This is a genomic window from Xiashengella succiniciproducens (assembly GCF_023674465.1).
In the GTDB taxonomy this organism is placed as follows: Bacteria; Bacteroidota; Bacteroidia; order Bacteroidales; family Marinilabiliaceae; genus Geofilum; species Geofilum succiniciproducens.
Genome location: NZ_CP098400.1, coordinates 2,881,903 through 2,894,706, shown reverse-complemented (window position 1 = coordinate 2,894,706; position 12,804 = coordinate 2,881,903). Strand labels below are relative to the sequence as shown.

Sequence of the window (12,804 nt, the reverse complement as noted above, 5' to 3'; positions counted from 1 at the left end):
ATGCAAAACTAAAAATTCAAGTCCGTTCGCTCTAAAAACCTCTGTAATTAACTAAATTTCAAATATTTCAAAGAACTTTTTTAGATTTTAATGGGACAGTAATGTTCGAACATATTATCTGAACACAAGAATCAGGCTTATCACATGGTTAAATCTGCCGCGTTTATCCATATCCGGCACTATTTTATAGATACTCTCCGGATTATCTATTGTATTACATTCATACTTTAAGGCAAGGTACTTACTCCATGCACCATAAAAAATTCCACCACCAAAACCATAAGCAAGCTGGGTTGAATACGGCGCTTTGTATTCCACGCCATCACCGGCATTATACTTGCGTTTAAGGTGTGGATTGAAGTATGCATTTACTTCAGGGAACACTCCTATCCGGGTGTATTCCCACTGGCTCCTGTCTTTTGTAAAAGTTTTCAAGGTCAGTGAATGATGGATTCCGGCCTGCAAAAGAAAGGAGGTGAAACTTTCTGTTCTGTTTTCCTCCCACACCTCATCTTCAGTTCCCTTCTCAAAGGGGAAAAGGTAAGATCTCTGGGAGAACATATTAATGCCTCCAAAAACAGTTAACTCCTCAAAGAAACTATATCCAACACCACCGCTAACTGTTTGGGCAACATTATAATCAAAATAAGGACTTGTACCTGCGCCTAACTCCAACCTGTAGCTAAGCTGCGCTATGCCGGAATGACAAAATCCGGATAACATGCACAACAAGAAGAATAAACTTTTTACCATCTTTTCAAATTTATCCCTGCACAGACCCTTACTAAAGGAGCAAGATCATTCTCCCCCTTTACATTATAATATCCTACTCCTACCTCAAATTGGTAATAAAACAGTTTATAATACCGCTGAACTCCCCAAACAGGTCCAACAGCGAAATTGAAACTTTCACTATCTGAATGGTCGCTCACATTTCTATTATACATAAAACTCCTTATCCCATAATAGTCTCCGGAATATGACAATAAACTATTATTCCGATTTATGACCTTATTATTGTTATAGACTTTTTTTATTGAGAGATTCGAAAGAGTAGATAAATATAGCTCCATGCCATCTTCACTATTATAGGATAGATTAGTTACTCCAAAACCAAAATCTATGGTCGCAAGTAAATCATTCTTTATCCCAAATTGATATTCGATACCCGGCTGGACAAGTCTTAAGTTAACAAAGTGTTTTGTCTGGGCGTTCAACCCAATTGTAGCAAAACTGCAAAAAATCAAGAACGCAATGTTTTTCATAAATATCCTGTTTTCTAGAAAAGTTAAGTAAAGCGGAACGCTTCACTTAACTTTTAATATAAAATTACATATATAACCTAACACCTTTCCATTTACCATTATATTTAGCTGCACCGAAAATATACACTTCTTTTATATGAAACTTATTTGGTGCTGGAATTCCATAAGAGGGTAAACCTAGGGTGACATCGATATGACCGCGATTTTTGTATTCATTAACCCCCCAATATGTTACCCATCTTCTGTTAGGGTATAACTTTTCATCACGCTTTATGTATCTAGTTGGTGCTGCTGTCTGAACAGTATTATAAACTTGACTGCGAACCTCAGACATAATTACATCCGTGCCAGCATCATAAGCTTCTCTCAGAAGATTTACATCATTGCTTCCTATGTTAAATTTTAATTTTGTTTCAAACAACCATCCTCTATCTGCCCAACCCCTTACATCTTCAAATAAATAATTTGTCCCTTTTTTAACCAAAGAAGCTATTCCTTTAGAGAATGTCTTATGGTGATTATAATTTATAGGAAAGCCATTCTCATCCACAGAAAGACCAAAATCGGTAAATTCAGTATAACCTTCAAAGAAGTCTATCCCAATCGCTATTTCAGGGTTAATTGTGGAAGACCAATATGTATATAAGGTTATTTCCCTTTTCGGACCAAATAGGCCATACTTGCGTACTGTAACGGTTTGTTTCTTCTTTTTTTGGAACTTGCAGGTAAAACCTGCGCCCTTGTATACCCCGAAATCATAGTCATACAATCGAACTCTTACCCTAGTATTACTATCGAAATAATTACTTCGGTTGTTATCGTGGAAAACTCCTCCATTAACTTTATGATTTTCTAAACCATATAACGTAGTCAATTTTGAATCAATTTTACTACTTGCACTTTTTAAAGTCCCAGAAGATTCATCGCTATTATCTTCATCTAAAATACTGGACAACATTGCGTTTTCATCAAATAGTTGATTCTCTATATGCTTATAAGTGTCTATTAATTTGACATTCCCAAACATATATGTGACACTATCAATCTGATGCGAGTAATCAAAGAGTTTATCCGGGAGCGTTTCGATTAAGTTAAAAAATTCTTCTTCAAACTCCTTTTTATAAACAAATGATCCGAAAGGCGTTATTTGAAAAATATCATCACAAACTTTCACCCTGCTTATGGTATCTAATAAGTAATGTAAAGGTTCGACAGGAATTAATTCATTCAAAATTTCAACAAAAACTTCTTCTTCTGAAGAATTGCCACTTTTTAATGAGCTTTGCCCACCTACCATATCGACCAATGGTACAAACCCTTCAATATCCACAATCCTGCTCGATGAACTCTTTAATGCACCGTTATTCCCTAAAGCATTCTCAACTTGCATAAAGTATTCATTAAACGCATCCTGAGAAGTAAAGCTCAAGTATCCATCTTCAACTACATAGCCGTTGCTGTTAGAGCTAATGCTACCTATGTTTTCAGCGATTGCTGTTTCATCATTTTCACAAGAAGGCATAAGCACACAAAGAAATGCAGATACAAGTATTATCTTTAGTCTGCACAGATTCGAATAATTAAATTTCATAACTTTGTAAAATTAGTGGGGCTGCAACCCCGTTAATAATTAATTAGTATTCAACCCATTCTTCGCTTGTCGGGGGATGGGTTGTTTCTTTCCCCTCTCGTGTTCATAGGCAGTCTTAATTAAGTGGTAAAACAAAGATCAATAATTATATAATGCAGGAAGTTCCCTTGCTGTAAACAACCACAGCTCTTAAGCAAGAACAGATTGAAATTAAAAGCAAAGCTCAGACCAGTTATACCTCTATCAAAAGTTTAATCGATAATTACTCCGGGGATAATGTTGGTGATAATAGCGGAACTCTGGAAGCCCTTTGAGAGCTGTATTGAAATTGAAAAAAAAAGATGAGTAGCAGCATAATTGGGGTTTAAAGTTAAATCCCGGCTAGTCTTCATCAAGAAAACCGGGGTATTTAGATTCAATAATTTCTTTGATAAATAAAGACTAATAATTTATATTATGCAAGAAAGAATCGCACAAATTAGACAAGGTAATTCAAAGGTCTTCAATATCAGGATATCCTGAAAACCGCAGAAACAGGCTTATATATGGATTTATCGACTCCTGCCCTAAGTGCAGAAGATGGTATGTGAAAGACAAAAGTAAAAGGAAGGGTATTGGATATTTATTACCGTGGTTGGGAATGGAAGTTGGAAGGAAAATATGAAATCGTCTTCAGTTCTAAGAGGCTGTTAATTAATAGCCTAAAACCTAAAATTTTGAACTTAGAAAATTGACCTTAAAGCAGTTTAGTGCTTTGGCTTCATTTTTTTGGCTGAATAGTTGCATTTGCTGAAAACAACTCTTATATTTGCAACCGCAATTCGAAAGAGAGACAACATTTTGTTTTTAAGATATACTGCGGGGTGGAGCAGTTGGTAGCTCGTTGGGCTCATAACCCAAAGGTCGTCAGTTCGAGTCTGGCCCCCGCTACTAAGAAGAGGCTGTCACGAGAGTGACAGTCTTTCTTTTTTATATCTGTCAGATTTTCAGATATGATTGGTTTGCTCCTATTCCAGTTACTCAAAGGTAACTCGTCCCGTCACTCAAAGATGTTTTGCATTTCAGCTTCAAATTCTGAACAGCTTTTACTTCCGTCTTTAACAAGATTCCAGGGTGTTTGTGTTTCAATTCGCTATTTTGAACCGGCTCCTCTCAAAGCTCTGATTTGATTTTTCCTTTTTAAGCGTCTTGTAAATTCACACGTTTATGACGGAGGCTATTATACCTGACCCGATTTATTCCATTCCCTGAGACTTATTCCCTTCTTTTAGGTTGTTAATCTCTTCTTTTAGTTCGCCGAGCATCCTCATAATCGCGATATTATCGCCCTGGACTTCTCCTTTGGCGAATTCCCTTGTTGCTATGCTACAGGCAAACTCCCATATCTCGTAGATATCTGCCAAATGCACTCTGTAGGAATGATATAGTGCATTGTCGGGACTCAGTTCAAGTTCATCACCCACCCTTGCCTGCAATCTCTTGTAGGTTATACCCTCGTTGCGGGTGATAAAGACATAGGTCTTGCCTGCCTTAAGATCATCGATGCTTTCTACATACCTGCCGATTATATATGATCCGTCGGGATGGGGAGGCATGGAGTCACCCTCTGCCGGGAAGGCTCTGTACTTGCCCGGTCCCAGGAAGGGAATTGAGATGGTTTGCAGGCTCTCTATGTATTCGGGATCAGCATAGCCCTGCAGGTAGCCCATGGTGGCCCTGTGAGGCACCAGTTCTATAACATTAGCACCGTGCCTGTCCACCTTGACGGGAAGCAGTATGCGGTTGTCAGGCAACTTAAGTATCTCATTCAGGGAGTACTTTCGCAGATCCACCGTGACCAAAAGGTCTATACTCACATTGTAATAGCGCGACATACGAACAAGTATGTCGATTGGGGGCTCGGAGGCCCCATCTTCATATTTCGCATAACGGCCGCGCGTGATCATCAGATCGTCAGCTACCTTCTGTTGCGAGTAATCGAGGCGATTGCGCAGATAGCGTATGTTATCAGCCAGTAAAGACATTGCTATGAATTATATCAACAAATATAAGATATTTTGATACAAACGATAGTAGTTTTGTTAAAAAGTTTTGGGGCTATTTAGTATGGAACGAACTATTGTTCATTGTGATCTGGATACATTCTTCGTGTCTGTGGAGCGGCTTATCAACGGCAGTCTGGTAGGAAAACCTGTGTTGATAGGGGGCAGTTCCGACCGTGGCGTAGTGTCGGCCTGCAGCTATGAAGCACGCCGCTTTGGGGTGCACTCTGCAATGCCCATGAGGCTTGCAAAGCAGCTTTGTCCCGAAGCCATATTGATACGTGGTGACATGGAACTCTATGCAAAATATTCCAATATGGTCACCGAGATTATCGAGGAGACTGTGCCTGTCGTTGAGAAGGCCAGTATCGATGAGCACTACATTGACATGACCGGCATGGACCGCTTCTTCGGGTCGTGGAAGCTGGCGCAGGAGCTGCGCAGGCGCATAATAAAGGAAACGGGGCTCCCAATATCCCTTGGTTTTTCGGTCAACAAGACGGTTAGTAAGATTGCAACCGGTGAGGCCAAACCCTGTGGTGAACGCAGGGTAGAGAAGGGTACTGAGAAGGGCTTTCTGGCACCTTTGTCTATACGCAAGATTCCGGGTATAGGCGAGAAGACCTATCCTCTGCTACGCAATATGGGGATCTCGCAAATACGTACCCTGCAGGAGATGGATGCGCTGACTCTCAGACGGGTACTTGGACAGAACGGGGTGGTTATATGGAACAAGGCCAATGGCGTAGACAATAGCGAGGTCATACCCTTTCACCAGAATAAGAGCATAAGCAAGGAGCATACCTTCGATCAGGATACTATTGACATGGTGCAGCTAAGGAAAATAATGCTGTCGATGGCTGATGAACTGGCCTTCGACCTGCGCAGGGACGGACGACTTACTTCATGCGTGACTGTCAAGATACGCTACAGCAATTTTGACACTCACACGATGCAGGCCAAACTGCCCTATACGGCATCCGAACGTCTTATCTCTGAAAAGGTACTGGAGCTGTTTAATAAACTTTACAGTCGTCGCATGTTGATTCGTCTGATAGGGGTGAGGCTGAGCAACCTTATATGGGGAGCCCAGCAGCTCGACCTCTTTGAGGACAGGATAGAGGATATCAACCTGTCCAGGGCTATAGACAGGATTAGGATTAAATATGGTCATCAGGCCATAGTGAGAGGCTTTGCACTTTGACACACACGCTTATGTTGCTGAGTCTTCATAGTTACTACAGCCTCAGGTACGGTACTCTGAGCATAGAAGCCCTGATCGAAGGTCTGACGGCTTATGGGTATGATACTGCTGTACTTACGGATATCAATAACTCATCGGCCGTTATTGAGTTTGTAAGGCAATGCCAAAAAGCAGGCATCAAGGCCCTGGCCGGGATGGAGTTTAGGGATAACAACAAGTTGCTTTTTACAGGTATAGCTAAAAATAATGAGGGCTTCAGGCAGCTTAACCAGTTTATGACAGGGCTCAACTTCCGGAAAGCGGCTCCGGGCGCACGGGCGCCGGAGCTACCCGACTGTTTTGTAATCTACCCCTTTGGTACGATAAAGGAGACTGAGCTTAGGGACAACGAATATATTGGGGTTAGGACAAGGGAACTTAACCGTTTTCTGCCTTCTCCTAGAAAGTATCACGATCGTTATATCGCAATTCATTCAGTGTCTTTTCGCAGGGAGGATTATCAGTTGCACCGTCAGCTTAGATCCATTGATAACAATATCCTGATATCTCAATTGCCTGATGAACAGGTTGCTAGTCCTGATGAGGTTTTTATCTCCAGGGAAAAACTGATGGAGGCCTATGCTGCCGAACCGCGACTTGTTGATAATGCACTGAGACTGCTGTTTCAGTGCGGCTTTGACTTCGATTTCAGCACGAGCAAGAACCGAAGCACCTTTACAGGCAACAGGAGGGATGATAAGCGCCTTTTGTACAGGTTTGCCATGGATGGTCTTGAGAGACGCTACGGTAGTGGTGATGAAGGGGCAAGGGAGAGGGTGCTCAGGGAACTTGATATTATCGACAAGCTCAACTTTTCGGCCTACTTCCTTATTACAGACGATATATGCCGTTATGCCCGTAGCCGCAACTTTCACTATGTGGGGCGGGGCAGTGGTGCCAACAGCATAGTGGCCTACTGTCTGGGGATTACTGATGTGTGTCCCATAGAACTCAATCTTTACTTCGAGCGCTTTCTGAATCCCAAGAGGCAGAATCCGCCGGACTTCGATGTGGATTTCTCGTGGCGCGACCGCGATCATATCTACGATTATATCTTTCGTCGCTATGGAAGTGAGCATACGGCACTGATGGGAGCCACCTCTACTTTCAGGGATAAATCGATAATCCGGGAACTGGGCAAGGTTTACGGCCTGCCCAAGGCAGAGATAGACCGTCTTATCTATGAGCCTGGCAATATGCTCAACAAGAACGAGGTCTGTAATACCATCCTGACGGTCTATGACAGTATGGCCGATTTTCCCAATCAGCGTACGATACATGCTTCAGGGGTATTGATATCCGACCTGCCGCTGTGTTACTACTCGGCCATAGACTATCCGCCCAAGGGGCTGCCCACTATGCAGTTTGATATGTACATGGCCGACGAGATGGGTTTTGAAAAATTTGATATCCTGTCGCAGCGGGCTATCGGACATATCAAGGATTGCAGGGAGATTATCAGACGCAACCGCGGCGTCACCGTTGACACCTCCAATCCCAGGCGCTTTTTCAATGACCCGCAGTTGGGTGAGCAACTCAGGAAAGCCAATACCATTGGCTGCTTCTATATCGAGAGTCCTGCAATGCGTCAGTTGCTTACCAAGCTCAAATGCGACAACTATCTCACACTGGTGGCAGCCAGTTCGATAATCCGTCCCGGCGTGGCAAGCTCAGGCATGATGCAGGCCTATATCGAAAGGCACTTTAATCCGGAGAAAGTAAAGTACATACATCCGGTGTTCAAGGAGCACCTTGAAGAGACCTATGGCATCATGGTTTATCAGGAAGATGTAATGAAGATAGGACACTACTTTGGCGGCCTTGACATGGCAGATGCTGATGTGTTGAGGCGTATGATGAGTGGGAAGTATCGAAGTGCAAAGCACCTGGAAGAGATAAAGGATAAATTCTTTGGTAACTGCAGGGAGAAGGGTTATCCCGAAGAAGTGACAAGGGAGGTATGGCGGCAAATGGAGTCATTTGCCGGCTATAGCTTCAATAAGGCGCACAGCGCATCCTTTGCTGTGGAGAGTTATCAGAGTCTTTACCTTAAGACCTACTATCCCATGGAGTTTATGGTAAGCGTGCTCAATAATTACGGGGGTTTTTATTCCCGGGAGGTCTATGTAAACGAAGCCCGCAGGGCAGGGGCCAATATATGTCTGCCCTGTGTCAACAAGAGCATGTTTGAGACAAGTATCGAGGGCAATGATATTTACCTTGGCTTTGACTGCATACTCAATCTTGAGAATGACCTGGCACATCTTATCCCGGAGGAAAGGAGACGAAACGGGGACTACCAGAGTCTTGAGAATTTTGTGCTTAGAACAGGGGCCGGACTGGAACAGATAATAGTGCTGATACGTGCTGGGGCTTTTCGTTTTCTTGGAGTAGATAAGAAGGCTTTACTCTGGGAAGCCCATTTGTTGCTCAACAAGACGCGGGGATCCCAGGAGCAGGTGGTTCAGTTGTTTGGCAGCGGTGGCAGTACGGTCAGGCTTCCGGCACTGAAAACGGAATTTCTTGAGGACCTCTATGATGAGATAGAGCTGCTGGGCTTTCCCGTTTCAGGGTCTATGTTTGACCTTGCCAAGTCAGCATACAGGGGCAATGCTGTTGCCAGAGATCTGACTGAACTCAGGGGTCAGGTTGTCAGGATAGTTGGCAAGCTTGTTGCCACTAAGCCTGTAAAAACCAAAACAGGAGCCTATATGAAGTTTGGTACCTTTCTGGATATCAACGGTGACTTTATAGATACCGTGCACTTCCCGCAGAGCCTGAAGAAATACCCTCTCTATGGTCAGGGACTGTATCTGATAGAGGGAAGGGTGATGCTTGATTATGGTTCCCCATCCATTGATGTACAACGTTGTGGCATGATGCCTTTAAAGCCCGATCCCCGGAGTGTGTAGAGATCGTACAGGCAGTTTGATTACATAAGATATGATAGGAGGGCAGACCTTTATTTGAGGAATCTTATAACAAATTTTCAGATACTGAGCATTAATAATACAAACAGCTCCCATGGCACTAAGTCGTGGGAGCTGCTTGTTTTACTCTATGCTGAGATAGATCTTATTCTTCCTCTTCGCTGACGTGGGTATAACCCTTAATGATTCCGCGTTGAGAATTCCTGACAAAGCTTACTATCACCTCACGCTCTTGTGTCGGAGGCAGATCTGATTCTATCTTTGCCAGGGCGTCTGTATTATTTAGCTTTGACAGGTACAGCACACGGTAACAGTCCTGAATATCTCTGATTTGCTCATTTGTAAAGCCCCTGCGTCGCAGTCCTATAGAATTGACACCCATATAGGATAGGCGTTCACGACCGGCCTTGACATAAGGAGGAATATCCTTACTAACGAGGGAGCCACCTGCTACCATAACATGAGCACCGATTCTGACAAACTGGTGTATTGCAGTCGTCCCGCCTACTATGGCCCAGTCGTCAATCTCTACTTCACCTGCTACCTGAACGCTGTTGACCAGAATTACATTGTTGCCTATTGCGCAGTCGTGTGCCACATGGACGTATGCCATTATCAGACAGTTGTTGCCAATAACAGTCTTTCCTTTAGCTTTTGTACCACGGTTGATTGTTGCAAATTCCCTGATAGTGGTGTTGTCGCCAATCTCGACAGTAGTCTCTTCACCGGCAAACTTAAGGTCCTGGGGTACAGCTCCGATTACAGCTCCAGGGAAGATATTACAGTTTTTGCCAATCCTGGTTCCTGAAAGTATGGTAGCATTAGATCCGATACGGGTTCCCTCTCCAATAATCACGTTCTTGTCTATTGTAACAAAAGGTCCGATCTCCACACCGGGTCCAATCTGTGCTTCAGGATGTATGACTGATAATGGATGATTCATTTACTTGTTTTTAATGATTTGGGCCATGAATTCTCCTTCGGCAACAATATTGTCACCTACGAAGGCCATACCTTTCATATTTGCCACACCGCGGCGAATCTCACTCAGCAGTTCCAGCTTGAAGATAAGAGTGTCTCCGGGAACTACTTTCTTGCGGAACTTGATGTTGTCCAGTTTTAGGAAATAGGTGCTGTATCGATGAGGTTCTTCCATCTGACCCAGTACCAGAATACCACCAACCTGAGCCATTGCTTCCACCAACAGGACACCCGGCATTACCGGTTCTTCAGGGAAGTGTCCTACAAAGAAGGGTTCATTCCCTGTAACATTCTTGACCCCTACTACAACCTTTTCCTGGAGTTCGATAATCTTATCCACAAGCAGGAAGGGATAACGGTGGGGCAGCATGCTCTTTATCTTTGTGATATCGTAGAGAGGCTCAATATTTGGATCATAGTGTGGAGCATCTATCTTAAGCTGACGCTTGCGGATTTCCTTGCGTAGCATCCTTGTAAATTCCGCATTAATCTTATGGCCCGGCTTGTTTGCTATAATACGACCCTTGATTGGGCTACCACACAGGGTAAGGTCCCCAATTACGTCAAGCAGCTTGTGTCTTGCAGGCTCGTTAGTAAAGTGAAGATCCAGATTATTGAGTATACCTGTTGGTTTAACCTCCATGGCCGGCTTGCCAAATAAGGCGGCAAGACGGTTCATTTCCTCCTGGGCTACAGGTCTGTCAATTATTATTATTGCATTGTCAAGATCACCGCCCTTGATGAGATTGGCTTTCAACAGAGGTTCCAGTTCATGCAGAAATACAAAGGTCCTGCACATTGATATCTCTGTCTCAAAGGCATCGAGGCTTTCTATAGTAGCAAACTGGTTGGCCAGTTGCAGAGATCTGTCGAAGGAGATCATCACCTGAGCAGAAAAACCATTGTCAGGTAAAGCAATTATATAACTGCCGGTCTCAGGATCTTCGACCATCATCTTTTCACGTACCTCAAAGTACTCACGGTCGGCATCCTGTTCTACTATGCCGGCTTCCTTTATAGCTCCGACGAAATATTTTGAACTGCCATCAAGTATGGGCACCTCCGGACCATCAACATCAATTAGGCAGTTGTCCACTCCCATTCCTCTCAATGCTGCAAGGCAATGCTCTATTGTGCTAACCTTGGCTTCTCCTTCTTCAAGAACAGTACCTCTTTGGGTATAAGTTACATTGTCGGCAAGTGCCCTGACAGTCGGTTGACCCGGCAGGTCAACCCGCCTGAATTTATATCCGAATCCGGGTTCGGCCGGATTCAATGTTAGATTTACAAATACTCCGGTGTGCAGTCCATTACCTTGTAGTGAAACGGCTTTCCCGATAGTCCTCTGTTTTTCCGCCATTATCTCGAATTGTATTTTATTATATCCGATTGTAAAGAAACAGCCAGCTGCCTGTTTTTGTTGAGATTCTCCTACTTACCACCTAGCTTTTTTTCAAGCTCTCCGACTTTTGCATATAGTTCGGGTAGCTTTCTGAATATTACGTAGGCTTTGCTGAACTGAGACAAATCAATTGCAGGTGCGCCCATCCAAACTGAACCCTCTTTGGTGATGCTCTTTGATACTCCTGTCTGCGCAGCAAGTTTTACCCCGTCTGCAATCTTGAGGTGACCGGCAATTCCTACCTGACCGCCAAACATAACATTGCTGCCGATTTTGGTGCTTCCTGCAATACCAGCCTGAGCAGCCAGAACACTATTGCTGCCAATTTCCACATTGTGTGCCACCTGGATAAGGTTGTCTAGTTTGGTACCCTTACGAATGGTAGTAGCTCCCATAGTAGCCCTGTCAATAGTGGTGTTTGCACCAATCTCTACATTGTCTTCAAGGACGACAACTCCCACCTGAGGTATCTTTTCGAAACCGCCTTCAACGGGAGCAAACCCGAATCCATCTGACCCTATTACAGCACCTGCATGGATTATGCAATTGTTGCCTATGCGGCAACCTTTGTAAATCTTCACTCCTGCATAGACAATAGTATTGTCGCCAATGCGTACCCCGTCGCCAATATAAGCCTGTGGATAAATCTGTGCATTGTCGCCAATTACTGCTCCCTTGCCTATATAAGCAAAGGCTCCGACGTAAACATCTTTACCGATTTTTGCAGAGCCGTCAATATAGCAGGGTTGTTCGATTCCTGTCCTGGCTGGTTGAGAAGCCTCATAAATCTGCAGCAGCTTTGCCAGTGCAGCATAGGCATCATCAACGCGAATAAGGGTTGCCTTTACCGGCTTCTCCGGGGTGAAGCTTTTGTTGACGATTACAACAGAAGCATCTGTATTGTAGAGATAGGATTCGTATTTTGGATTGGACAGAAAGGTTAGCGTTTCAGGTCTTCCTTCTTCGATTTTGGAGACATCGCTGACCAAGGCGTTGGGATCTCCATCCACAGTGCCGTTGATCAAGGCTGCAATCTGTTCTGCTGTAAATTTCATCTGAAATAAGTTTGTGCAAAACTACAAAAATATAGTTCGCAAAAAAACACAGACCCTATAACTAAGAGGAGGATAGTTTGTAAGATCTTTTTTTCAGACTAAATTTGCCGTTTATATAAATCTGACCTGTGTTTATGCTGTGATTATACGACGTTTGGAGTATCCTGACACTCCAAACGTAAGTAAGTATGGGTATAGGGGTTATATATTTTTGTTATATAGGGTTGTCAGGTATAGATATTGATTATTAAGCTTGGGGAAATCTTATGACAGCATCTTGAACCGTTTGTGGTTG

The 12,804-nt window shown here is 43.5% G+C and carries 9 protein-coding genes and 1 tRNA gene; 3 read left to right on the top strand and 7 right to left on the bottom strand.

Going from position 1 to position 12,804, the window contains the following annotated elements; all coding sequences use genetic code 11:
- Positions 1 to 114: 114 nt before the first annotated feature.
- From M9189_RS12015 to M9189_RS12005, 3 genes are all read right to left on the bottom strand, one after another.
- Positions 115 to 753 carry a hypothetical protein gene (locus M9189_RS12015; protein WP_250723551.1) on the bottom strand — a complete coding sequence of 213 codons (639 nt, stop codon included), beginning with the start codon at positions 751 to 753 and terminating at the stop codon, positions 115 to 117.
- Entirely contained in the window at positions 747 to 1,265 is a 519-nt protein-coding gene (locus M9189_RS12010; RefSeq protein WP_250723550.1) for a hypothetical protein, read from the bottom strand. The genes M9189_RS12015 and M9189_RS12010 overlap by 7 nt, the downstream gene beginning before the upstream one ends.
- 64 nt (positions 1,266 to 1,329) lie before the next feature.
- Positions 1,330 to 2,856, bottom strand: a complete 1,527-nt coding sequence (locus tag M9189_RS12005) for a hypothetical protein (protein WP_250723548.1) — start codon at positions 2,854 to 2,856, stop codon at positions 1,330 to 1,332.
- An 857-nt stretch (positions 2,857 to 3,713) separates the two neighbouring features.
- Between M9189_RS12005 and M9189_RS12000 the strand changes: the two genes are divergently transcribed.
- A tRNA-Met gene (locus M9189_RS12000) sits at positions 3,714 to 3,786 on the top strand.
- Between the two features lie 305 nt (positions 3,787 to 4,091).
- On the opposite strand, the gene M9189_RS11995 is transcribed toward M9189_RS12000, so the two are convergent.
- Entirely contained in the window at positions 4,092 to 4,880 is a 789-nt protein-coding gene (locus M9189_RS11995; protein WP_250723547.1) for an XRE family transcriptional regulator, read from the bottom strand.
- An 82-nt stretch (positions 4,881 to 4,962) separates the two neighbouring features.
- Here M9189_RS11995 and dinB point away from each other — a divergent pair, with 82 nt between their 5' ends.
- Both dinB and M9189_RS11985 read left to right on the top strand, forming a co-directional pair.
- The gene (gene dinB, locus M9189_RS11990; protein ID WP_250723546.1) at positions 4,963 to 6,102 is read left to right on the top strand and encodes a DNA polymerase IV; all 1,140 of its coding nucleotides are present in this window, start codon (positions 4,963 to 4,965) and stop codon (positions 6,100 to 6,102) included.
- An 11-nt stretch (positions 6,103 to 6,113) separates the two neighbouring features.
- Positions 6,114 to 9,053 (top strand): DNA polymerase III subunit alpha, encoded by a 2,940-nt coding sequence (locus M9189_RS11985; RefSeq protein ID WP_250723545.1) that lies wholly within the window; start codon positions 6,114 to 6,116, stop codon positions 9,051 to 9,053.
- 163 nt (positions 9,054 to 9,216) lie between these two features.
- Here M9189_RS11985 and lpxA read toward each other — a convergent pair whose 3' ends face one another.
- The 3 genes from lpxA to lpxD all read right to left on the bottom strand — a co-directional run bounded on the left by lpxA (position 9,217) and on the right by lpxD (position 12,509).
- Positions 9,217 to 10,014 carry an acyl-ACP--UDP-N-acetylglucosamine O-acyltransferase gene (gene lpxA, locus M9189_RS11980; RefSeq protein ID WP_250723544.1) on the bottom strand — a complete coding sequence of 266 codons (798 nt, stop codon included), beginning with the start codon at positions 10,012 to 10,014 and terminating at the stop codon, positions 9,217 to 9,219.
- Positions 10,015 to 11,412 carry a bifunctional UDP-3-O-[3-hydroxymyristoyl] N-acetylglucosamine deacetylase/3-hydroxyacyl-ACP dehydratase gene (locus tag M9189_RS11975; protein ID WP_250723543.1) on the bottom strand — a complete coding sequence of 466 codons (1,398 nt, stop codon included), beginning with the start codon at positions 11,410 to 11,412 and terminating at the stop codon, positions 10,015 to 10,017.
- A gap of 71 nt (positions 11,413 to 11,483) precedes the next feature.
- A complete protein-coding gene (gene lpxD, locus M9189_RS11970) occupies positions 11,484 to 12,509 on the bottom strand; it encodes a UDP-3-O-(3-hydroxymyristoyl)glucosamine N-acyltransferase (RefSeq protein ID WP_250723542.1) in 1,026 nt (341 codons plus the stop codon).
- Between the last annotated feature and the right edge of the window lie 295 nt (positions 12,510 to 12,804).

Coding starts and splice junctions, on each gene's coding strand:
- M9189_RS12015 (WP_250723551.1), bottom strand. CDS start 753: ATGGTAAAAAGTTTATTCTTCTTGTTGTGCATGTTATCCGGATTTTGT.
- M9189_RS12010 (WP_250723550.1), bottom strand. CDS start 1,265: ATGAAAAACATTGCGTTCTTGATTTTTTGCAGTTTTGCTACAATTGGG.
- M9189_RS12005 (WP_250723548.1), bottom strand. CDS start 2,856: ATGAAATTTAATTATTCGAATCTGTGCAGACTAAAGATAATACTTGTA.
- M9189_RS11995 (WP_250723547.1), bottom strand. CDS start 4,880: ATGTCTTTACTGGCTGATAACATACGCTATCTGCGCAATCGCCTCGAT.
- dinB (WP_250723546.1), top strand. CDS start 4,963: ATGGAACGAACTATTGTTCATTGTGATCTGGATACATTCTTCGTGTCT.
- M9189_RS11985 (WP_250723545.1), top strand. CDS start 6,114: ATGTTGCTGAGTCTTCATAGTTACTACAGCCTCAGGTACGGTACTCTG.
- lpxA (WP_250723544.1), bottom strand. CDS start 10,014: ATGAATCATCCATTATCAGTCATACATCCTGAAGCACAGATTGGACCC.
- M9189_RS11975 (WP_250723543.1), bottom strand. CDS start 11,412: ATGGCGGAAAAACAGAGGACTATCGGGAAAGCCGTTTCACTACAAGGT.
- lpxD (WP_250723542.1), bottom strand. CDS start 12,509: ATGAAATTTACAGCAGAACAGATTGCAGCCTTGATCAACGGCACTGTG.